This is a genomic window from Megasphaera jansseni (genome assembly GCF_047974155.1).
Taxonomy (GTDB): domain Bacteria; phylum Bacillota; class Negativicutes; order Veillonellales; family Megasphaeraceae; genus Megasphaera.
In genome coordinates, this window is sequence record NZ_JBHYRR010000008.1 from 47,152 (window position 1) to 68,656 (window position 21,505).

General features: G+C 52.5%; 23 protein-coding genes. 7 read left to right on the top strand and 16 right to left on the bottom strand.

What is annotated here, in order from left to right; translation table 11 throughout:
- Positions 1-68 precede the first annotated feature (68 nt).
- The 5 genes from ACE418_RS04615 to ACE418_RS04635 form a co-directional block, all read right to left on the bottom strand.
- A complete protein-coding gene (locus ACE418_RS04615) occupies positions 69-833 on the bottom strand; it encodes a cyclase family protein (RefSeq protein WP_416449514.1) in 765 nt (254 codons plus the stop codon).
- Between the two features lie 21 nt (positions 834-854).
- Entirely contained in the window at positions 855-1,127 is a 273-nt protein-coding gene (locus ACE418_RS04620; protein WP_458575128.1) for a hypothetical protein, read from the bottom strand.
- A 32-nt stretch (positions 1,128-1,159) separates the two neighbouring features.
- Positions 1,160-1,936, bottom strand: a complete 777-nt coding sequence (locus ACE418_RS04625) for a sugar O-acetyltransferase (protein WP_416449516.1) — start codon at positions 1,934-1,936, stop codon at positions 1,160-1,162.
- A 29-nt stretch (positions 1,937-1,965) separates the two neighbouring features.
- Positions 1,966-2,889, bottom strand: coding sequence for an ankyrin repeat domain-containing protein (locus tag ACE418_RS04630; RefSeq protein ID WP_416449517.1), 924 nt, complete (start codon positions 2,887-2,889; stop codon positions 1,966-1,968).
- Between the two features lie 69 nt (positions 2,890-2,958).
- Entirely contained in the window at positions 2,959-3,393 is a 435-nt protein-coding gene (locus tag ACE418_RS04635) for a hypothetical protein (RefSeq protein WP_416449518.1), read from the bottom strand.
- Between the two features lie 273 nt (positions 3,394-3,666).
- Here ACE418_RS04635 and ACE418_RS04640 point away from each other — a divergent pair, with 273 nt between their 5' ends.
- From ACE418_RS04640 to ACE418_RS04650, 3 genes are all read left to right on the top strand, one after another.
- Positions 3,667-4,722, top strand: coding sequence for an HAD family hydrolase (locus ACE418_RS04640; RefSeq protein WP_416449519.1), 1,056 nt, complete (start codon positions 3,667-3,669; stop codon positions 4,720-4,722).
- A gap of 147 nt (positions 4,723-4,869) precedes the next feature.
- Positions 4,870-5,655, top strand: a complete 786-nt coding sequence (locus ACE418_RS04645) for a basic amino acid ABC transporter substrate-binding protein (RefSeq protein ID WP_416449520.1) — start codon at positions 4,870-4,872, stop codon at positions 5,653-5,655.
- Positions 5,656-5,730: 75 nt separating this feature from the next.
- Positions 5,731-7,095, top strand: a complete 1,365-nt coding sequence (locus ACE418_RS04650; protein WP_416449521.1) for a PhoH family protein — start codon at positions 5,731-5,733, stop codon at positions 7,093-7,095.
- A gap of 2 nt (positions 7,096-7,097) precedes the next feature.
- On the opposite strand, the gene ACE418_RS04655 is transcribed toward ACE418_RS04650, so the two are convergent.
- Complete coding sequence (locus ACE418_RS04655; RefSeq protein WP_416449522.1) at positions 7,098-7,904, bottom strand: TIGR00730 family Rossman fold protein; 807 nt, start codon at positions 7,902-7,904, stop codon at positions 7,098-7,100.
- 77 nt (positions 7,905-7,981) lie between these two features.
- Here ACE418_RS04655 and ACE418_RS04660 point away from each other — a divergent pair, with 77 nt between their 5' ends.
- Complete coding sequence (locus ACE418_RS04660; RefSeq protein ID WP_416449523.1) at positions 7,982-8,743, top strand: sulfite exporter TauE/SafE family protein; 762 nt, start codon at positions 7,982-7,984, stop codon at positions 8,741-8,743.
- Here ACE418_RS04660 and ACE418_RS04665 read toward each other — a convergent pair.
- Positions 8,740-9,417: a TVP38/TMEM64 family protein gene (locus ACE418_RS04665; protein ID WP_416449524.1), complete on the bottom strand. Its 678-nt coding sequence runs from the start codon at positions 9,415-9,417 to the stop codon at positions 8,740-8,742. The two genes, ACE418_RS04660 and ACE418_RS04665, sit on opposite strands and share 4 nt — an antisense overlap.
- A gap of 96 nt (positions 9,418-9,513) precedes the next feature.
- Between ACE418_RS04665 and ACE418_RS04670 the strand changes: the two genes are divergently transcribed.
- Entirely contained in the window at positions 9,514-10,509 is a 996-nt protein-coding gene (locus ACE418_RS04670; protein ID WP_416449525.1) for a site-specific integrase, read from the top strand.
- Here ACE418_RS04670 and ACE418_RS04675 read toward each other — a convergent pair.
- Complete coding sequence (locus ACE418_RS04675) at positions 10,503-10,805, bottom strand: LysM peptidoglycan-binding domain-containing protein (RefSeq protein WP_416449526.1); 303 nt, start codon at positions 10,803-10,805, stop codon at positions 10,503-10,505. The two genes, ACE418_RS04670 and ACE418_RS04675, sit on opposite strands and share 7 nt — an antisense overlap.
- Positions 10,806-11,010: 205 nt before the next feature.
- Here ACE418_RS04675 and lexA point away from each other — a divergent pair, with 205 nt between their 5' ends.
- Together lexA and ACE418_RS04685 are read left to right on the top strand one after the other, a co-directional pair.
- Positions 11,011-11,628, top strand: a complete 618-nt coding sequence (gene lexA, locus ACE418_RS04680) for a transcriptional repressor LexA (RefSeq protein WP_416449527.1) — start codon at positions 11,011-11,013, stop codon at positions 11,626-11,628.
- A 20-nt stretch (positions 11,629-11,648) separates the two neighbouring features.
- Positions 11,649-12,311 (top strand): Crp/Fnr family transcriptional regulator, encoded by a 663-nt coding sequence (locus ACE418_RS04685; protein ID WP_416449528.1) that lies wholly within the window; start codon positions 11,649-11,651, stop codon positions 12,309-12,311.
- A gap of 464 nt (positions 12,312-12,775) precedes the next feature.
- On the opposite strand, the gene ACE418_RS04690 is transcribed toward ACE418_RS04685, so the two are convergent.
- The 8 genes from ACE418_RS04690 to ACE418_RS04725 all read right to left on the bottom strand — a co-directional run bounded on the left by ACE418_RS04690 (position 12,776) and on the right by ACE418_RS04725 (position 21,497).
- Positions 12,776-13,543 carry a formate/nitrite transporter family protein gene (locus ACE418_RS04690; protein WP_416449529.1) on the bottom strand — a complete coding sequence of 256 codons (768 nt, stop codon included), beginning with the start codon at positions 13,541-13,543 and terminating at the stop codon, positions 12,776-12,778.
- 10 nt (positions 13,544-13,553) lie between these two features.
- A complete protein-coding gene (asrC, locus tag ACE418_RS04695) occupies positions 13,554-14,603 on the bottom strand; it encodes a sulfite reductase subunit C (protein ID WP_416449530.1) in 1,050 nt (349 codons plus the stop codon).
- 14 nt (positions 14,604-14,617) lie between these two features.
- On the bottom strand, positions 14,618-15,430 hold the full coding sequence (gene asrB / locus ACE418_RS04700; RefSeq protein ID WP_416449531.1) for an anaerobic sulfite reductase subunit AsrB: 813 nt from the start codon (positions 15,428-15,430) through the stop codon (positions 14,618-14,620).
- A complete protein-coding gene (asrA, locus tag ACE418_RS04705; RefSeq protein WP_416449532.1) occupies positions 15,423-16,442 on the bottom strand; it encodes an anaerobic sulfite reductase subunit AsrA in 1,020 nt (339 codons plus the stop codon). The genes asrB and asrA overlap by 8 nt, the downstream gene beginning before the upstream one ends.
- A 369-nt stretch (positions 16,443-16,811) precedes the next feature.
- Positions 16,812-18,506, bottom strand: a complete 1,695-nt coding sequence (locus ACE418_RS04710; RefSeq protein ID WP_416449533.1) for a sulfate adenylyltransferase subunit 1 — start codon at positions 18,504-18,506, stop codon at positions 16,812-16,814.
- Between the two features lies 1 nt (position 18,507).
- On the bottom strand, positions 18,508-19,407 hold the full coding sequence (gene cysD / locus ACE418_RS04715) for a sulfate adenylyltransferase subunit CysD (RefSeq protein WP_074786326.1): 900 nt from the start codon (positions 19,405-19,407) through the stop codon (positions 18,508-18,510).
- Between the two features lie 94 nt (positions 19,408-19,501).
- A complete protein-coding gene (locus ACE418_RS04720; RefSeq protein ID WP_416449534.1) occupies positions 19,502-19,816 on the bottom strand; it encodes a 4Fe-4S dicluster domain-containing protein in 315 nt (104 codons plus the stop codon).
- Positions 19,800-21,497, bottom strand: coding sequence for an adenylyl-sulfate reductase subunit alpha (locus tag ACE418_RS04725; protein ID WP_416449535.1), 1,698 nt, complete (start codon positions 21,495-21,497; stop codon positions 19,800-19,802). Before ACE418_RS04725 ends, ACE418_RS04720 begins: the two co-directional genes overlap by 17 nt.
- Between the last annotated feature and the right edge of the window lie 8 nt (positions 21,498-21,505).

The window sequence follows — 21,505 nt, forward strand, 5'->3', positions numbered from 1 at the left end:
GCGGTGGCATCATGCCCAAAGGGTGAGTGCCACAGCCCCTTAGTCTAAAACATCAGAGATTGAAAAAGTTACTTCGGTGTAATGGCTACGACGCGGACAGGCAGTCCGGTAGCGCCTTCGATATTAGGCCAGGCAGCCAGTAGAATCGCGCCGGCAGGCGCTACTTTGTCGAGATTATCCAACAGCTCAATCTGAACGTGTCCCTGACTGAGGACGTAGCGTTCGCAGATAAGGTCCCCCGCCTGAGCCGCCACGGCAGAAGCATCGGTATCAAAGGTTTCGTGACCGTTGGCAGCGGCGTGACGGATTTCATAGATGTACTTCAAAGCTTCCAGGGACCAGCCTGGGGCATTTTCATTGCCGTCTTCATCGAATCCGCAGAGCTTGTCGTTATCCGGCCAGTGCTTCGACCAATCCGTCCGAAGTGCCACAAAAGCGCCTTCCGGAATATCCCCATAAACCGCTTCATAGGCCTTGATATCATCAACGGTGACGGCGTAATGGACGTCATTGGCTACTTTACCGCTGACATCGATGATGACTAAGGGATACGCCATGTGCTGAACGCCGAAACCGTCTGACAGTGCCGTCCCTTTGGCAAAATGGCCGGGGAAATCAATATGTGTGCCGAATTGCCCGGGAAATTTGAACGTCTGGATCAAACATTCCAGTATGGGATTGCCCCAATCGAAGACGGTTTTCCCGATTTCTACGGAGCCTTCAGGCATGCCCGACCAATACGGGCTGTCGTTGTTCAGCCGATGGCTGAGTTCAACCCATTGATAATCAGATTTCAGTTGTTGCAAGAGATGCCATAATGCATATGTTGCCATAAGGACACTTCCTTTCTTAATTCAAAGATTCCATGTTTCTAATACGGACATCATGGCTCTTTTTTCAGCTGTCGCATCTTCTAGATGGAAGACAGCGAAACGATTGCCACTTTCAGGGGTATAAATTTTCTTCATAACAGGATATCCCGGTTGGGCCAGTGCTTCTTGTGATAGTTCATCGCCCTTTTCAAAAACGGCTTTGCCATAATAACGGAAAAAAAGTTTCCCCTTTCCCATGAGTCCGCAAATTTCTACATACGGGTTTTCTTGCATTTGGCGGTATACTTCTTTCATAGCACCCACGCCAAAATAGTTCACCCCATCTTTCAGCATATGGAAACTAACAGGACGCGATTTGGGGCGGCCATTTCTATCGTGTTTAGAAAGAAAGCTCCGCTCTCGTCGACAAACCAATCGTCAATTTTTTTCGCAATGATTTGTTTTTCGGTCATAGAGTTGCTCCTTGGTTGTTTTTGTGGGATTATGTGGGGTAATATTGATTTTTTGTATTCCGATAACTTACGATGCCATAAATCTGCATCGGCTTGTGTAATGGGACGGATGACCCGGCAAGGGTTCCCGGCTGCCACGACATGACTGGGAATATCATGAGTGACGACAGAGCCGGAACCGATAACGACGTCGTCGCCAATAGTAACGCCGGGATTGATGATGACATTACCACCCACCCAGACGTCGGAACCGATGGTCACGGGTTTGGCGTATTCCAGATTGGTATTGCGGACTTCCGCATCAATAGGATGACCTGCCGTGTAGATACTGACATGAGGGGCTAAAAAGACATTATCGCCAAAGGTAACGTAATTTTCATCCAAGATGGTCAGCCCCGTATTGGCAAAAAAATGGCGGCCAAAGCGGATGCGGTCGCCGTGGTCGAAATAGACCGGCGCCAGCAGCACCATATCATCCGGTGCCTGGGCAAAACAGCGCTTCAATTCTTCGAAAGCCTGGCGGTCGTGTAAATCGTCGGAGGCATTGAATTTTCGTTGGGCTGCATGGACCCGCTGAAAGCTGTTGTCATGGACATTGAATGGGTCGTACAGCTCCTGGCCAATCATGCGGTCCCACTCTGTCTGGTTCATGGGTCTAATCCCCTCCTTGTCGTTCATTTCTATTCGATGACGGTAAAGGTCAAGATGGCGGCCCGGTCCCAATCGCCATAATCCGGAACCAGTTTAATGTGGGTCGTCCCCGGTTTCTTCCCCGTGAATATGGCTTCTGTCGAACCACGCGGATGCTTTTTCCCGGCTGCTTTCATGGAAACAACGTCCATATTGTCACCAGCACTGCCCATCCAGCGGACTTGTCCCGGGTCCAGGCTATCTTGTGATGGCATAATATGGACACTTTGACCAAGATGTAAAACAATATCGTTATTAGAAACCATAACAGCTCCTTTCGGCGTGCTAATCTGATAAGTAATGACAGAATCGTCAGCGTTGGAACTGTTTGGCGAAGATGCGTGGGTATCCGTCTGTTGACCAGTGGTAGCTCCGGCCTCTTTCAGTTTATCGATGACCTCTTGATTCTGGGCCTTGATGGCTAAATCTAAAGCCGTTTCTCCAGCCTTATTCGTCGCATTTATATCGACGCCATGCTGTAAACAATCATCGAGGCAATCCGTTTTTCCCGTTACGGCTAATAAATGAATCAACGTATCCCCCTGATGATCTACTATTGTCCAATCCGCACCGGTCAGTTTATGAGCGGCCTCTGTCTGGCCCGCCTGAACGGCATAAGACAAGGCGGTCAAGCCGATGTCATCGCTATCGTTTACTGTCTCCCCATGTTCGCTGATAACTTTGTCAATCAAGTCTACGTTTCCCGTATGAGCTGCGGCCATAAGCGGTGTTTTATGATTTTTTCCGGTCAGTGTCATATCAAAGCCCGATTTTTCAAATAAATCAACCACCTGGTTATTTCCGGTTTCAATAGCATCGATTAACGCATCGGCCGTGTACTCAATGTTCATGTCATGCAGTTCTTTTTTCGCATGATCTGCCGTGTTGCCACAACCAGCCAGCCAAATAATCATGCACAAAAACAACGCCATAAAAGCAAATCGCTTCGAATAATATTGCATCTTCATGCCCCCATTTTATTTTTACCCTTGAATCCGGTACCAGAGCTGCATTTCAAAATCGTCGGGAATCCCCGGTTCCGACATGAGCTGGCCGAAGCCTACGACGATACGCGTCATGGTTTGGCGAAAGGCCTTTTCCAGGGGCATCTGTTTCACTTTGTGCAAATACCAGGATTCGTGGATGGACAAGCACATGCCCGATTTCAGCAGCCATAAACGGGCATCATGGGCCGCCTGAATTTTGTCAGGGTCCCCCTGGGTATCGGCCTTGGCAGTTTCTAACATCGTCCGCTGTTCTTCTGGCGAAAGATGACTGCGGAACATATGCCGGGCCAGACGCCGGAACCAAGTATAATCTTCCCCGGCATCAGCGAATAACTGGGTCATGAGCTGTTCCGAAGCCCTATTGGCTAAAAAAGCCTGTATACAGGCTAATTCCTGATTTTCCAAAGACATAGTATCACCTCTCAGGTTGCACATCCTTCCTCACGGGCCGCCTAACAGCCTTTATGAGAATATTCTACACGGCAGCCTGAAAATCCTGCTTTCCCCTGCCCTTCTTCAGAATATATTTCATCACGCCCTTACAGATTACCTGGCCGCCTATTTCGATGAAATGCCAGTTTTTCTTCCATCTGTCCTATTTATTTTTGCTAAATTCACATGTTATAATAGATACAAATTTAACTATTTGAGGTGAGCAGATTGAAAGGTAAAAAATTTACAGCTATGTTAGCTGTCACAGCGATGCTGGCCGGTTTTGGCCTGACCGGAACGATTGAAGGTGCCAGCCGGGCTGAATTAGCTGCGATTCACGTCAATCAGTCCGGGAATTTCCGGTATTGGAACGAAAATTCCCAGGCCAAGAAAAAACTCATGACTTATGTCCAGAAGGTGACCAATCCCAAGAGCCCAGACTTCATCCCCGTCGAACACCGCCTGGCCGTCTTCGATATGGATGGGACCCTGCTGGGAGAACGGACTCCGTCCTATACGGATGGCGTCTTTTATGCTGACCGGGTCCTGCACGACCCAAACTGTCAAGTATCGGAAGACGAAAAAAAATTCGCCCAGACCTATTGGGATGCCATTTCCCAGCGGAAACCCGTTCCCCCGGAAATTGAAAAGAACCTGTATCATAACCTCTATGCCGGACTGGCTGGGATGACGCCGCAGTCGCTGGACGCTTACGCTCAAGAATTCATGAAAAAGCCCGTCGTCGGCCTGACGAACCTGACTTATGGCGAAGCCTTCTACCTGCCTATGGTAGAAGTGATTTCCTATTTAGAAGCTAATGATTTTACCTGCTACATCGTTTCCGCTTCCGACCGCCCCCTCGTCCGCGCGCTCGTCCATGGGGCCCTGCCAATCGCACCCAATCAGATTATCGGGTCAGATCCGCAAATCGTCGCCAGCCATCAGGGAACAGCCAGCGGCAGCTCGTACCAATTGACACCAGAAGATACCATCCAGTACGGCGGGTTAGACCGGGTCAACGAGAAAATGAATAAAGCCGCATCCATTGTCCGCGAAATTGGCATACAGCCCGTCTTGGCCTTCGGGAACAGCAGCGGCGATTATTCCATGTTCCGTTACACCTTGCAGGGAAATCCGTATAAGGCCGAAGTCTTCAACGTCCTCTGCGACGATACGCAACGCGAATACGGCCGTCCTGAACGAGCCGAGCGCGATAAGAAAACCTCTGCCGAAAATGGCTGGAATACGATCTCTATGAAAAATGACTGGAAGACAATTTACGGAGATAACGTAAAAAAGACACAATGACCCAACAGTACATCTGTTTTGTTCGAAATGTCTGTTATGTTTTGAATAATAATTCTAAAAAGTATTGACAAATGCCTATTTTAATGTATAATTTTCCTTAACATTTGAATTTTAAAAACACCTATCACTTCATTAGGGGGAATGGACATGAACAAAAAATGGATACTGGCCGGCATGGCCGCACTGACGGCCATGAGTGTCTTAACGGGCTGTGGGGCCCAGGCGGATAAAGCAGCGACAAAGACGGACAAACCGCTTATCGTCGGGACGGAACCGTCATTCCCTCCTTTTGAAATGGCGGAAAATGATACGTATACGGGCTTCGATATCGACTTGGCCAACGCCATTGGCGAAAAGCTGGGCCGCAAAGTCGAAATCAAGGCCATGGGCTTCGACGCCCTCATTCCGGCCTTGAAAAGCGGCCAGATTGATATGATTGCCTCGGCCATGTCGGCGACGGAAGAACGAAAAAAGCAGGTCGACTTCACGGCTCCCTACTACATCGGCGGTTCTGTCATCGTCGTACAGAAAGACAATACGACCATCCACGGCTGGGATGATATCACCGGCAAGACCGTCGCTGTCCAGGCCGGCTCGAAACCGGCAGATTTTGCCGAAAAACAAGGGGCTGTCCTCAAACAATTTGACGGCAACTATCAGTGCCTGCAGGAACTGCAGAATGGCGGCAGTGACGCCGTCGCTATCGACAAAGCCGTCGCCTTGTACTATGTGTCCAAAGGCGGCATGAACAATCTGAAAGTCGTCGGTGAACCGAAGAAATTGGCCGGTTCGGCAATGGCTATCGATAAAGGCCATGAAGACGAATTAAAGGCCATCAACCAGGCCCTGGCAGACCTAAAAGCCGACGGGACGTATACCAAACTCTATCAAAAATGGTTCGGCGTCGATCCGACGGCAGAAGAATTGCAATAGAATTTGCCCCCTTTTTACAGACTCTATATGTTCGGCTGGTATGCTGAAGAAAATAGAGTAAAGGTGGGATTTTTTATGGCAAAGACTTATGTACTCGATACGAACGTGCTCATTCAGGCACCGTATGCCATGCAGTGTTTTGAAGACAATCACGTCGTCATTCCCCTGGTCGTCGTCGAAGAGCTGGATGGGTTGAAAAAAGCGGATGGTGAACGCGGGTTCAATGCCCGTCAAGCCATCCGTTTTTTAGAACGCCTGCGGCTCCGGGGCAACCTGCTCGACGGGGTTCCCCTGGATAACGGCGGTACGCTGCGTATCGAAATCAACTGCGTCCATGAAGCCCTTCCCGATTCCCTACCAGACGACCAGGCCGACAACCGCATCCTCAAGGTCTGCCGTCATCTGCAGCAGTGCCAGCCCATCCTGGTCACCAAGGACCTGGTCCTGCGCCTGAAAGCCCAGGTTCTGAATATCGAAGCCCAGGATTTCAGCCGCGAACAGGTTCTGCCGGAAAAGAACACCTATACCGGCCGCCTGACCTGCTATGTGCCGGAAGCGGATTTCGACGAATTCCTGAGCCAGGGCGTCGCCGTCAGCCAGCTCTACCTGACCGACCGGGATGGCCGCAGTTATCCACCGGAAGTCCAGGAAAATGAATTCGTCATCTTACAGGCCGACGCGTCGCTGCACAAAACTCATTTAGGCCGGGTCCACGGAGACCGCGTCCTGCCCCTGACCTACAGCCGCGTTACGCCATACGGCATCAAACCGCGCAACGCCGGCCAGTATTTCATGCAGGAAGCCCTCATGCAGCCGGCTTCGGAAGCGCCCCTGGTCATCGTCAAAGGCCAGGCCGGGACGGCAAAGACCTTTTATTCCCTGGCCGTGGGCCTGGAAAAAATCGTCAACCATCCGACCGGCGAATACCGGCGCATCCTCATCTGCCGTCCTAACGCCCAGTTCGACTCGGACATCGGCTTCCTGCCCGGTGATGAACAGGAAAAGATTTCGCCTCTCATGCGGCCCATCATCGACAACCTGGAACAGCTCATCGACAGCAACGAAGACGAACGCTACGATAACGAACGGGAATTAGCTGAAAAAATCGAAGAAATCTTCGACCGCCAGCTCATCCAGACAGAAGCCCTCAATTTCATCCGCGGCCGCTCCCTGGAAAAGACGTACCTCATCATCGACGAAGCCCAGAACATGACGCCGAACCAGGTCAAAGGCATCATTACCCGGGCTGGGAAAGGCACGAAGATCATCCTCGTCGGTGACCCCAACCAGATTGACAAGCCCTTCCTGGATGAACGGACCAACGGCCTGACTTATGCTGCCGGCAAGATGAAAGGCAGCCCGCTGTGCTATCAGCTGACCATGATGGCCGACGAATGTGAACGGTCGCCGCTAGCCCTCGATGCGATTCAGCGTTTATAAGCTTATTTTTTCAGATATTGACTAGAAATGGCGGGATTCCACGAACAGAGTCCCGCCGTTTTTTCAAAGCGCCACTTTTGGCGGACGTCGGGATATTTTTCATGGTCCACTTCGCTGAGGAACATGTCCAGGGGCCGGATGAAATCGCGGTACTCGCCATACAAGGTCTTATAGACGACGTAGGTCTCGCCCGTTTCGGCATCGTCGGCCAAATCGAGGATGCGGTACATATGGTTCTTGAAATGGCGCCACGTTTCGCCGGGTTTCGGCAGGTCGCGGCCGAGGACAAAAGCCGTCAGGGCCGCAAAGGATGGCAGAAAAGGTACGGCATCGCCCCAATCTTTATCGACGAATCCTTCCTGGCTCATCTGCTGGATCAGGGCCTTCATGGGCTGATAATAGCCGTCGAAGTCGAGGAAGGCAAAGCGCCCTTCCAGTTGATGCAGTTTCACCTGACTCATGACCTGGCTGATTTCTTCCAGCGTCCCGATGCCGCCGGGAAAGGCCAGGAAGATATCGCCTAAGTCCATCATCTGCTGCTTGCGCGACGTCATATCCGGCGTTACGATCAGTTTCGTCAAGCCTTCATGCTGTAATTCTTCATCCATGAAGAACTGCGGTTCCACGCCGATAACTGGGCCGCCAGCCTGCAAAGCGCCGTCCGCCAGTTTCCCCATGAGCCCGGTACGGCTGCCGCCGTAAACGAGAGTATGGCCGTGGCGGGCAATCCATTTTCCTAACGCATAGGCATAGTCAGCATAACAAGACCGGTTCCCGTTACGGGAGCCGAGATAAACGGTAATATTCATAAGTTGCGTCCTTTCTTTCCCCTAATATATGGTATAATAATTGTTATTATATCATACATTTAGGGGGATTTTTCGTTATGATTTTCGTTGCCATGATTTTGTTAGGCGCCGTTATCGGCTTTGTCGGTGCTGGTGGGGCCGGCGTCACAATTACGCTGTTGACGGTCGGTTTCGGGGTTCCTGTCCATACGGCCCTGGCCGTCGCGCTGGCAGCTATGACCTTTACCATGATTTCCGGGACGGTCAGTCATTATCGGGAACACGAAGTCGATGTGAAGCCCGGGGCCATCATCGGCGGCAGCGGTATGATAGGATCGATTGCCGGCGCCAATGTGTCCAATATCATGCCATCTGAGCTGCTGGCGACGATGACGGCACTCATGCTCATCGCCTCCGGCCTGATTCTCTATGTCCGCCTCTATCAGGACGCCTGGTTGAGCCAGCATTTTCCCGTACGGACAACGCTCCTGACCGGAAAGAAGCTCTATGTCTATGGCATCATTACCGGTCTCATCGTTGGCTTCCTGTCCGGTGCCTTTGGCATCGGGGCCGCGGCCTTCATCCAGCTGGCTCTGATGGTCGTCTTCGGCATTTCCCTGCTCCACGCTATCGGGACCTGTATGATGATCGTCCTGCCCATCTCCGCTACCGGCGGCCTGAGCTATTTATTCAACGGCCGTCTGGACCTGTGGATTTTCGTCCAGACCCTGCTGGGACTCAGTCTCGGTGCCTATATCGGAGCGAAATTCACTCATCTGGCCCCCAATCCCCTGCTCAAAGCGGCTATCGTCGCCATGCCGAGTCTGGGCGGCATCATCATGGTCCTCTTCGGGCGCTAAGCCTGCTGATGGCGATGCCAGAGATAACAAATCAGGACAGTAAGGACAATCCAGCACAACAGCCGGCCGCTATGCTGGCTGATATGGATGAGGTCATTCCCCAAGAGGACTTCGATGAGGACCCGCGGGACCTTGCCGACAGCGGTTGCCAGAAAGTGGTCTTTCTGACTGAGATGGCTGACGGCGGCGATGGCGGTAAAAGGCACGTTGGGAATATAGGGAATAGACCGGGCTGCGGCCAACGTCCGGAAGCGGCTGTACTTATCGAGCTGATTCCGCAGATGATGGCGGGAAATGACATGGATAGCCTGACGGCGCAGGATGGTCCGCAAGATGATAAAACTCAGTTCCGTCCCCAGGACTTCGCCGATCCAGGAAATAAGCAGGCCCGGTATCAGGCCAAAAATAGCTCCGTTGACCGTCAGAAAGGGAATCGACGGCAGGCCGGTCATGTCGGTCACGGTAATCATAAAGATACTGATGAGGGCGGCATAGATGCCGAAGGAAGAAATATAATCGATGAGGCCGTCGACATCACCGGCCAGACTCAGCTGAAACAGTTCCTGATAGAAATCGGGGATGACCCACTGGACGCTCCAAAAAGCCAGGAATAGTCCCAGACAGACTGCGCCTTTCAGCACTTTGTCCCATAAGGGACCATTGCGAATAGCCATAGACATCCCCTCTCTCACTCTTATTAATCCTATTGTATACCTAAAAAGGGCAGATTCACAAGCGTTTTTCGTGAACTGCCCAAAGGAGGTTTGAATATGACAAAAATACCGGATGCGCCGAATTTTTTTATCGGCCGCAGTGAAATCGTTGCCCAAAATGATAAATTATCTAACAAAGCCCGCCAGAGCCTGTACACGGCCCGGGCGGCCAATACCGTCGACGCCTACCGGTCGGACTGGAACGACTTCTGCGATTGGTGTACGTATCACCAGGTGTCGTCGTTCCCGGCGGAACCGGAAACCATCGTCAATTATATCAATGACCTGGCCGATAATGCCAAAGCCAATACGATTGCCCGGCGCATCAGTGCCCTGACGGAAAACTTCGATGCCGCCGGCCTCAAAGAAAATCCCTGCCGCTACCCCATCGTCAAAAATGCCCTGCGGGGCATCAAGCGCATGAAAGGGACTATCCAGCACGGTAAGGCACCTATCCTCTTCGACGATATCAAAGAAATGCTGACTTACATCGAAGGCGACGAAATCCAGCAGATTCGCGATAAGGCCATCCTGCTGGTCGGTTTTTACGGGGCCCTGCGCCGGTCGGAACTGGCCGGTATCGACGTGGAAGACTTGAAATTCACCCGCCTGGGACTGCTCATTACGCTGCGGAAATCCAAAACAGACCAGTTTGACCAGGGGCAGATGATTGCCATTCCCATGGTCAAAGATAAGGAAATCTGTGCTGTCACGGCTTTACAGAAATGGCTTGATGTCAGCGGGATTACGACGGGCCCGGTTTTCCGGGGATTGACGAAAGGGCATCATGTCCGAAAAAATCGGATTTCCGATAAATCAATAGCCCTTATCGTCAAACATTATGCCGGACTGATGGGGATGAATCCCGACGACTATGGAGCCCACAGCCTGCGCCATGGCTTTGCGACGTCAGCGGCCCAGCATCACGTCGAAGAACGGCAGATCATGCGTCAGACCCGCCATAAGTCACAGGCCATCGTGCGCCGCTACATCGACGAAGCTGACCGCCTCATCGACAGCCCGGTCCTAAAGATTACCGAAGATTCTCACTGATCCACGATTTGCCCGGATAAGGCTGTCCGTACCTGGTCGGCATGGCCCGGCGCCACGGGCAAGCGCAGAACTTGGCCGGGATGGATGTCGCTGGTCCCGGACAGGTCATTGTCTTCCAGAATTTCGTCGACGACCTGGCGTACGTCGGTATCTTCATCAGCTACGGCAGAAGCCAGCTGCCAGACTGTCTGCCCCGGTTCGACAGCAACGGAAACATATTCTTGGGAAGGCTGATAACTCCAGCCAATCTGAGTACACATAAAGAGGGCCAGTATGGCCAGTGCGAAGTATTTCATGGCAATCACTCCTGACTTGAAAACGAACGTTCTTAGAACGAACTTTCTCAGAACAATCGTTCGTTGATGGTTTTATTATATCGTCGAACGGTTGTTCTTGTCAAGCTGTTTTGAACAAACGTTTGATTTTTTTTATAAATTCCGGTATAATGAGAGTAGCTTATACTGGCATTGCTATAACTATCCAAGACTGGAGTGACTATATATGATTAACAATGAAAAAATGCTGACGACCCGTCAGAAACAAATCCTGGAATATATCCGCACGTGTGTCCATAAATTCGGCTATCCCCCATCAGTACGGGAAATCTGCAAAGAAGTCGGCCTGAGCTCGACGTCGACGGTCCACGGCTATCTCCACCGCCTGGAAGATTTAGGCTATATCCGCCGCGACCCGGCCAAGAACCGGACCATCGAGCTCCTCGATGAAGGCTCGTGGCGATCCAAGAAAATCGTTCCCCTTCCCCTAGTCGGCCAGGTCCGGGCCGGTGCCCCCATCTTTGCCGAAGAATGTGTCGAAGATGTCTATCCCTTTCCGGCTGACTTCATCGGCAATGACGACTGCTTCATGCTCGTCGTCCAGGGGGACAGCATGAAGAACGCCGGCATTCTCGAAGGCGACCAACTCATCGTCCGCCGCCAGGAAACGGCAGAAAACGGGGAAATCGTCGTCGCCCTCATCGGCGATGAAGCGACGGTCAAGCGCTATTTTCACGAAGCAGACACGATCCGCCTGCAGCCGGAAAATGACGAATACGAACCGATTTATACCCGCGATTGCCAAATTCTCGGTAAAGTCATCGGCTTATATCGCCGTTATTAATTAGACAGGAGGTTCTTCTCATGGCTGATTTTCTATCGACGCTCCCTGATGACCTGCCCTTATTCGCCGGCATCAGTCCGGAAAAGCGGACAGCCATGCTCACTTGTCTGGGAGCGCGTGTCCGCATCGTCCGCAAAGGAGAATTCCTCGTCCTGGCCCAGGATGAGGTGCGCTATATCGGCATCGTCCTCAACGGAGAAGTCCATATGCTTCACGAAGACCGCTGGGGCGACAAGGCCGTCCTGGCCGTCATCCGCAATGGCGGTCTTTTTGGCGAGACCTTTGTCTGCGGCACGGTCCTGCAATCCATCGTGACCTTCCAGGCCGTAAAGAACACGAAGTTCCTGGTCCTCCCCTTCCATAAAGTCCTGCATATCTGTACCAATGCCTGTCCGTTCCATCACCGGCTCATTGAGAATATGCTGCACCTCATGGCGGACAAGAACGCCCAGCTCCTGGAAAAATTAGAAGTCATCGCCAAGAAGACACTGCGCAAAAAATTATTGACCTATTTTTCCTTCCAGTCCGAACAGGCCGGCAGCCCAACCTTCACCATTCCCATGACCCGGACCCAGCTGGCTGACTACCTCTGTGCCGACCGGACGGCCGTTGCCCGGGAAATCGCCCGCATGAAGGAAGACGGGCTCATCGAGATAGACCAGCAGCGGGTGACGCTGTATTGAAAAAAGAGGCTGTCGCATTAAGACAGCCTCTTTTTACGTTGATCGTAGGTCGTTCATCGTTTGTCGTATGGGATTAAAAATATCAATCCATCGCGATGAACGATGAACTACGAACGAAAAACTTTTAAGTTGAAGGGGCCTAGCATGAAAGCAAAAGCCTTCGTACGACAGCGCCTTTTTGAGTGGTTAGCAGTTAGTGGCTAGGGGTTAGCAGATGGCTTTAAATTTAAAGGTTTTCTCTGCAAACTACAAACTATGAAGAAAGAGCAACCTCTCAGTCAGCTTCGCTGACAGCTCTCCTATAAGGAGAGCCACGAGCACGAGCCACTAGCCACGAACCACTAATCACTAGCTACGAACCACGAGCCACGAGCCACTAGCCACTAATCACCAGCCACTAGCCACTAGCCACTAGCCACTAGCCACGAACCACTAGCCACGAACCACTAGCCACTAATCAGCCACTAATCACCAATCTTCTTCGCAGCGATGCCGTAGGGAATGGACAAGAAGAGGACGGCACCGACGATGTTGCCTAAGGTGACCATGAACAGGTTGTAGAGATAACCGCCGACGCTGACGGCCGTACCGGCGGGATTCAGCAGGCCCAGCGTCAGGACAGTCATGTTCGCTACGCTGTGTTCAAAGCCACAGGTAAAGAAAGCATAGAGGCACCAGAAGACCATAATCAGCTTTCCGCTGTCCGATTTGCAGCGAAAGCCGCACCAGACAGCCAGGCAGACCAGGACGTTACAAAGGATGCCTTTCAGGAAGAGAACCAACGGCGGCAGGCTCATCTTCATGGCAGCGGCATTGGCCAGCGCCTGACCGACACCGCCGGCCGTGCCGGCAGCGCCGTAAAAAATCAGGGACAAGACGATGGCGCCAAACCAGTTGCCCAGATAGCAGACGACCCACAGGCGGACGACGTCGGTGAGGGTGACCGTTTTCGACCGCCAGCCGTTGTAGAGGACAAAGGCGTTGCCCGTGAACAGTTCTGCCCCGGCGATGATGACCAGGCTCAGGGCGATGCCAAAGGACAGGCCCATGGCAATCTTGTTCATGGGAATGGCCCCGAGGGTACCGCTGACCGTGAAGGACAGGAGGATGCCAAACCCGATATAAGCCCCGGCCAAGGCCGATAACAGGAAATAGCCTAGCGGATTCTTCTTCAGCAAGCTGACTTTCGCAGCCGCACCGGCAGCGGTCGCCGCGTATTCGTCGTTGTACATAAGCTCCTCCTTATTTCAGCGGCAACGGTTTCTGGAATACATCCAAGTCCGCCGGATTGACGTCTTTCCCGACATAGAACGGTTCCGATTTCAGGCCGACATAGCGGATACCGGACCAGTTGAGGGGACGATAGATTTCTGCCTTCTTCGGAAGATGTACGTCTTGGAGGATGAATTTGATGAATTCTTCCGGGCCCGTACGGTCTACCATGTAACCGATATGTTCCTTGCCGGCCGGCGCCGTCGGATCAATATATTTCTTGGCAAAGGCATAGACGTTGGTGATAATCTTTACGACGCTGTCTTCATCGGCCCACTTAATGAAATCGACGCCCATACGCGGGTTCTTTTTGCCTGTACGGCCCAAGAGGGTAATGCGGAAATACTGTTCCTTGCTGCGCGTCCAGGCGCGGTTCGGGCAGGCCCAGACACAGACACCGCAGCCGATGCATTTTTCGACGTTGCGGACAGGACGGAAATTCTTCATCTGCAAGGCTTCGACCGAAAGCTGTTTGCACTTGCGGACGCACATGCCGCAGCTGACGCAGCGGCTGGGGTCGAACTGCGGTTCTGTCATCCCCATGACACCGAAGTCATGCATGCGGACTTTGTCGCAGTCGTTGGGGCAGCCTGTAAGGGCTACTTTAACGTGCAGGTCATTCGGGAAAATGGCCTTTTCGATGCGTTTGGCCAAGGCCGTCGTATCGTAGTTGCCAAAAGGACAGACGCGGTTGCCGACACAGGCCATGACATTTCGGGTACCCGATGCTTCAAAACCAGCGCCTCTTTCGCTCTGATTGATATCGAGTTCATCGATAATCGGCTGCAGTGCCTGCTTTACTTCTTCTACTTTTTCAAAGGGAATCCCCATGATTTCAAAGCCCTGGCGGATGGTCAGATGGATTTCGCCATTGCCGTACGTTTCGGCAATATGCTGGACCTGGCCCAACACCTTGGCATTCAGGGAGCCACCGGGGACACGTACACGGGCGGAAGCCATATTACGATGTTTCGTTACCCGGAAAGCGTATTTCTTTAACTTGCCGCAATTCATATCCATAATGTATCAGCCTCCTAATCAATCAATGTACGAAGTTCGGTGTATTTGAATACCGGCCCATCCTGGCAGACGTAGACCTTGCCAATGCGGCAGTGACCACATTTGCCGAGACCGCAGCACATCTTGCGCGATTCAGAGAGCCAGATTTTTTCTTCATCGAAACCGATCTTGATCAATTCCTGGATGGAGAACTTGATCATCATCGGCGGACCGACGACGACAGCGATGGCATTGTCGAAGTCCTTGAGGGGCAGTTCGGGAATATACTGCGTAACCAAGCCGACATGGCCGTCATAATTTCCATCTTCCGGGGCTTTGTCGACGGTACAGATGAAGTTCATGCCGTCAGCAATCCAGCGTTTGAGGTCTGCCTTGAAGAGGATATCGGCCGGAGATTTGAAGCCGGAAATGACGGTCAGGCTCTTACATTCGTCCATGTGGTCAGCGAAGTAGTCGATGACGCCGTGGACCGGGGACAAGCCGGAACCGCCGGTGACCAGGACGATTTCCTTGCCTTTGAACATATTGACGTCGAAGCCGTTGCCATAGGGCCCACGCATGAAGAAGTGGCCGCCGACGTAGTTTTCAAAGATTTCATCGGTCAGGCTGCCGACTTTACGGATAGTGAAATCCAGGGAATGGTCGGTAATGCCGCTGACGGAAATGGGCGCTTCGCCGTATTTGGGAATGGAGATTTCAAAGAACTGGCCCGGTTTGACCGGATGTTCTTTACCGCGGTCATAAGACATCCGGAAGGTATATTCCACGTCAGCATGTTTAATGACTTCTAAGATTTCCGAACGGAACGGTAAGTATTCGTTATTCATTCTCAGTGACCTCCTTCATGCCTTCCGGCAGTTTGACATTGATGCAATGGCTGAGCGAAATGTATTCCGGGCAGATGGCATCACAGCGGCCGCAGCCTACGCACATCTGGAAACCGGAGCGCTGCTTGAATTCCAGCGTCTTGTGGAGCACTTTGAAGCGCATCCGTTCGCCAGCCTTCTTGCGGAAGCAAAGGCCACCGGCTACCAGGGTATAGTCGTCGAACATACAGGATGTCTGTACGCGGCGGCGTTCACCGGCTTTATGGTCTTCCGTAAAGAACACATCCTGCATGGACCAGCAGGTGCAGGTCGGACAGGCCAGGGTGCAGCGGCCGCATTTGATGCAACGCTTATCATATTCATCCCATACGTGGGATTTGGCGATGGCCGAAGAGAGGTTTTCCGGAATGTGTACCTGGAGCTTGTTTTCGGTCACGTGGTCCGGTACGACGTCGGCTTCCGGAGCTTTGGCTTCGGTGACCGCTTTCCCCAGGACGTCATCTTTGACATCGAGGAAATACTGGCCGTCTTGGTAATTCAAGGCGACATCGTAGTTATCGCTGGTATTCGTGCCCATGGAAACGCAGAAGCAGTTTTCAAATTCCTGGCTGCAGCCCATGAGGACGAACTTGACGCGGTCCCGGACGCGTTTGTAATAGTAATCTTCCGGACCATTCTGGAGATACATGTAGTCAAAGCGTTTGATGGCATGTAAATCGCAGCTGCGCAGTAAAATAATGGCACCCTTTTCCGGAGCTTCAGCTTCGGTGACGGTATTTTCATTAAAATAGAACAACGTCTGACAAACGGGCAATAAAACATCTTTTGCCGAATAGTCCGACCGTTTGTCCCACACGATTTCTTCCGGCTTGGTGATTTTGCCATAGCGTACGATATCCTGCATCGAAGACCGGCCGGTACCGGCAAATAGTTTCGGAGCGTAAATATCATACGTATCCGACCATTTGGCAAAGACCGTGCCCAATGCATCTGCATTTAATTGATAGCCCATGCTGTTACCCTCTTTCCAAAAATATAAATGAGAAATATGATTGATAAACAAATACTTTTTTTCACATAGACTGTGGCGACTCATTAAGCCGCCCCGTTAGCTTTATGATAACAAGCGGGAAAGAAAAAAACCGTTGCCGTGGCAACAGTTTTTTCTAAACTTTTCTAAATATTATGCTTTTTACTCATTAAAAATTATGGTAGTATCTCATTTTGCGATACGTTTCATAGATACTATAGGGCAGTTTGTTTTTCAAAGAAAACGACCATGCCGGCTTAATCGGCCTGGACCACGCCTTTATTTTGCATACAGAAAAAGGGCCTGCGCAAGATGACGTGGCACAAGCCCTTTGTAACTGGTATGTGTTACTTATTCAAAGTCGTTATGGAATTTAATGCGGCGATACGTTTCAAAAGTCAGCCACTTGTCGAAGAGTTCCGCATCCGGGTTATCTCCGGCCTTGGCGTAGTCTGCCTTGAAGGCGGCAAATTCCTGCGGCGAATGGACGTTGATGGCAAAGCCGCGGCCATTGACCAGTGGCTGTTCCGTATAGGCATAGCCATCGAGAGCCAGGATGTTGGCAACTTTGGAATCGCGAATTTCGACGGCTATCTGATCGCGGAGGATGAGGATGTCGAAGTTTTCCGGATAGGCGTACGTTTCACCCTGCGTCGGGATGGTATCGCCGATGTGGTACTGGTGGAACGCCGGTTTGGCCTTGGTAATATTGAGGCTCTGCATGCCGTAGAAGAAATCTTCAAAGATATCGCCACGGCCTTTTAAAGAACCGTTGACAAAGGTATGGTCGGCATTGGTATCGTTGACGTCGATGACGACACCGCAGGCCGATGTCATATTGGTGACACGGTCGATGAGGATCAATTCGCCCAGGCTCTTGTGATGGCTGAAGGTATCAACGACGATTGGTTCCTGCAGGAAGAGGGTGCAGACGGCGATTTCATTTTTGGTGAGGCTCGAAGCCCGCCGTTTTTCACCGGTATTGACGTCGATGGTGTAGTCGATATCGGTGAGGACGCCGACGATTTCTTTCGTCCCCAGTTTGACGACATATTCTTTGCCGACGGCCAGGTCCTGGTCATCCATCCAGAGCATGGTCGCCGTAATGCGCTGGCTCAAAGCGACATCCGTTCCCTTGGTGAAGACACAGCCGCGGGATACGTCGACTTCACGGTCGAGCTGGACGTTGACCGGCTGCCCTTTGACGGCAGAATCGACGGTATCGAAGCCGACGAGGATGGATTTGACCTTGGCTTCTTCCTTGCTCGGCAATGTCGTAATGGTATCGCCGACGGCTAAAGCACCGCTTTCGATCTGGCCCTGGAAGCCGCGGAACGTATGGTTCGGGCGGCAGACGCGCTGGATGGGCAGGTAGAAGCCTTCTTCTTCGTCTTCTTCGACGTTGACCGTTTCCAGGTAATCCAGGATGGTCGGGCCCTGGTACCAGGGCATGTTATCCGACGCCTTGGTGACGTTGTCCCCTTCCGTTGCCGAGACGGGGATGAGGACGACGTTGGCCAGTTCTAATTCGTCGCGGAGCTTGGCAATCTGCCCTTTGATTTCTTCAAACCGTTCCTGGCTGTAGCCGGCCAGGTCCATCTTGTTGATGGCGAAGATGAAGTAGCGGATCCCCATGAGGGCACAGATGCGGGCATGACGGCGGGTCTGGACCAGGACGCCCTTGGTAGCATCGATGAGGATGATGGCCAAATCGGCAAAGGAAGCGCCGACAGCCATATTGCGCGTATATTCTTCATGGCCCGGTGTATCGGCTACAATGAAGCTGCGGTTATCCGTACTGAAATAGCGGTAGGCGACGTCGATGGTAATCCCCTGTTCCCGTTCTGCCATGAGGCCGTCCAGGAGCAGCGAGTAATCGATGGCCCCGCCGCGGCTGCCGACTTTACTTTCCAGTTCCAAAGCCTTCTTCTGGTCGGCATAGAGCAATTTAGCGTCATACAGCAAGTGGCCGATCAAAGTCGACTTGCCGTCGTCGACGCTGCCACAGGTAATAAATTTTAACAAGCCGTTTCCGTTTCTATCCATTTTAGAAATACCCCTCTCTCTTTCTGCGTTCCATGCTGCCAGCTGCTTCATTATCGATGACGCGGCTCGTCCGTTCCGACGATACGGCGCTCAGTGTTTCGTCAATGATGGCATCCAGCGTATCGGCATCCGATTCGATGCCCCCTGTCAGCGGATAGCAGCCCAAAGTACGGAAGCGGATCTTCTTGTGCATGATTTCTTCTCCCGGCTTGAGGCGCATGCGGTCATCGTCAACCATGATGATGTTGCCGTCACGATAGACGCAGGGCCGTTCCTTGGCGAAATACAAGGATACGATGTCGATGTTTTCCCGTTTGATGTACTGCCAGATATCTTTTTCTGTCCAGTTGGAAATCGGGAATACGCGCATACTTTCCCCTTTATGGATGTGCGTATTGTAGAGCTTCCACATTTCCGGGCGCTGGTTCTTCGGATCCCAGGCCTGGGCTTCGTTGCGGAAGGAAAAGATACGTTCCTTGGCACGGGATTTTTCTTCATCCCGGCGGCCGCCGCCAAAGGCAGCCGTAAAGCCGTATTTGTGCAGGGCCTGCTTAAGGGCCTGAGTCTTCATGATGTCCGTATAGGCTGCACCGTAATCGAAGGGATTGACCCCTTGTTTGACCCCTTCCTGATTGATGTATTCAATGAGCTGCAAGCCGTACTTCTTCATGGTTTCATCGCGGAACCGGATCATTTCCTTGAACTTCCACGTCGTATTGACATGAAGGAACGGGAACGGCGGCTTTTCCGGATAAAAGGCCTTTAAAGCCAGGTGAAGCATGACAGAACTGTCCTTGCCGATGGAATAGAGCATGACCGGCTTTTCACATTCCGCAGCCACTTCGCGGATAATGTAAATCGCTTCGGCCTCTAACTTGTCGAGATGCGATAATGCACACATAATATGAAATCCCCCTATTGATAAAATACAGTTTTCAGTTTACAGCAACGGGTGTGTGTTTACTACAAACGCTATGCTACAAACTGCCAACTAATTAATATGAATTGGCTTGTTTGCGGTCGACGGTGATGGTCTTTTCCTGCCCGTCGGCCATATGGATATGCCAATGCAGGTAATGACCTTCGGTCGTGACATTCATCGTACTGCCGCGGCCGCCCATGTCGGCGCCGAGGTAGAAGTCGATAGCCTGGACGGGACATGCCTTGACGCAGGATACACAGCCCCAGCAGTCCTTGGGATAATGCATCCAGGCCTTGCCCTGGTCATTGCGGTCGATGAGGCTGCCTGGGCAGACGTCGATGCACTGGCCGCAGCCGATACAGCGTTCCTGATTAATGCGTATGCTCATAGGTTTCCCCTCCTGATACTAAATTGCGGTAAATCATGTGAATCTGGCCATCGCTACCCAAGCGGGAATTGACGTATTTCAGCCAATCATCGCTCTGATCCGGATAATCCAGGTTTTCGGCAAAGGAATGCCACCGCGTTTCCTTGCGGGCCCGCAGATGGGCGATGAGCACCTTGCAGACCGTCAGCCGTTCGCGCAGTTCGTAGACGAAGAGCAGTTCATGATAGTCGCTGGCACCTACGTGGGCCGCCAGTTCGATGAGCTGGTCGATTTTTTCATCGGCCAGGGCGAGCTGCTTTTCGTTGTACTGGTAATGGCTGCCGATGCCGCCGGCATAGGTATCCATGACTTTCTGCATGGCTTCTTCCAGCTGTTCTACCGTGAAGAAGCTGTCCGTTTCGCCGAGGGCCGCGTTGTATTCGGCGACTTTTTCCGCAAGGATAGCCTTTTCTTCGGCGGCATCGAGGCCGGTCGTATCGGTCAGGCCCTGGCGGACCATATCCTTGGCAGCGATTTCCCCTTCGACCAGCGCCCCGGTGACGTATTTCTGCGGGCAGCCGCCGGCGACGTCGCCAGCCGCGTAGAGATGATGGATGGTCGTCTGACGGTTCGTGTCGACCCAGTAGCCGCTGGCCGTATGACCGCCGACGACGTACGGTTCCGTCCCCTCGATTTCGACGTTCTGCTGGCTCGGCAGCTTCCCGGATTCAATCCATTTCAACGTCTGGCTCGGCGCCATGTTGAGGTACGCCTTGAGGAGCGATTCATCCTGGGCTGGCGTAATCCCTTCTGTGCCGAGATAACAGGGCCCGTTGCCATCCAGCGTTTCCCGGACTGTACCGTACAGGCGCTGGGAGGTGGTCAGGCCGTATTTCTGCTCGTACACTTCGCCGCGGGCATTAATCTGCTTGGCTCCGACACCCTGGGCGATGGTCCCGGTCGGCGCGATGGTATCCTTGCAGCGCAGGGCAATGAAACGCATTTCGAACGTCGTCATCTCGGCCCCGGCCCGGATGCCCATGGCGTAGCCGGCACCGGTATTGAAGGGACAGTACCACATCTTGTGCCGGGAAAAGCCCGGATTGTTGGGCCGGTAGAGGCCGGCCGCGCCGCCCGTGGCACAGAGGACGGCTTTGGCCCGGATTTCATAAGCCGTACCCGTGCGCATATCGAAGCCCAGGGCCCCGGCAATGGTGTTATCGCGGACGATGTAGTCGGTGATGTTCAAATGGTTGATGACCTGTACATCTTCGAGCTTCTTGACGGCATCGGCCAGGATGGTCTTGATGTTCTCGCCGTTGATCTTGATGTTGCGCGTGCCGCGGGCGACGTATTCGCCCTTTTCGTCCTTCAAGATGACCAGTCCCAGGTCTTCCAGCTTCTTCGTGACTTTGTTGAGGCCTTCAGACATCGTAAGGAGCAGGTCTTCCCGGACGATGCCGGCAGCATCCTTCTTGGCGTAATCGACGTAAAACTGCGGCGTATGGCCTTTGGTGATGTACGCATTCAGGGCATTGACGCCGGCTGCCAGACAGCCGCTGCGGCGGATATCGGCCTTTTCGGCGATGACGATGGACGCATCAGACAGGCTGCGGAGCGTCAGGGCGGCATAACAGCCTGCGGTCCCGCCGCCGATGATGAGGACATCCGTATGGATGATCTTCTCGCTGGTAATCTGCATAGCATAAC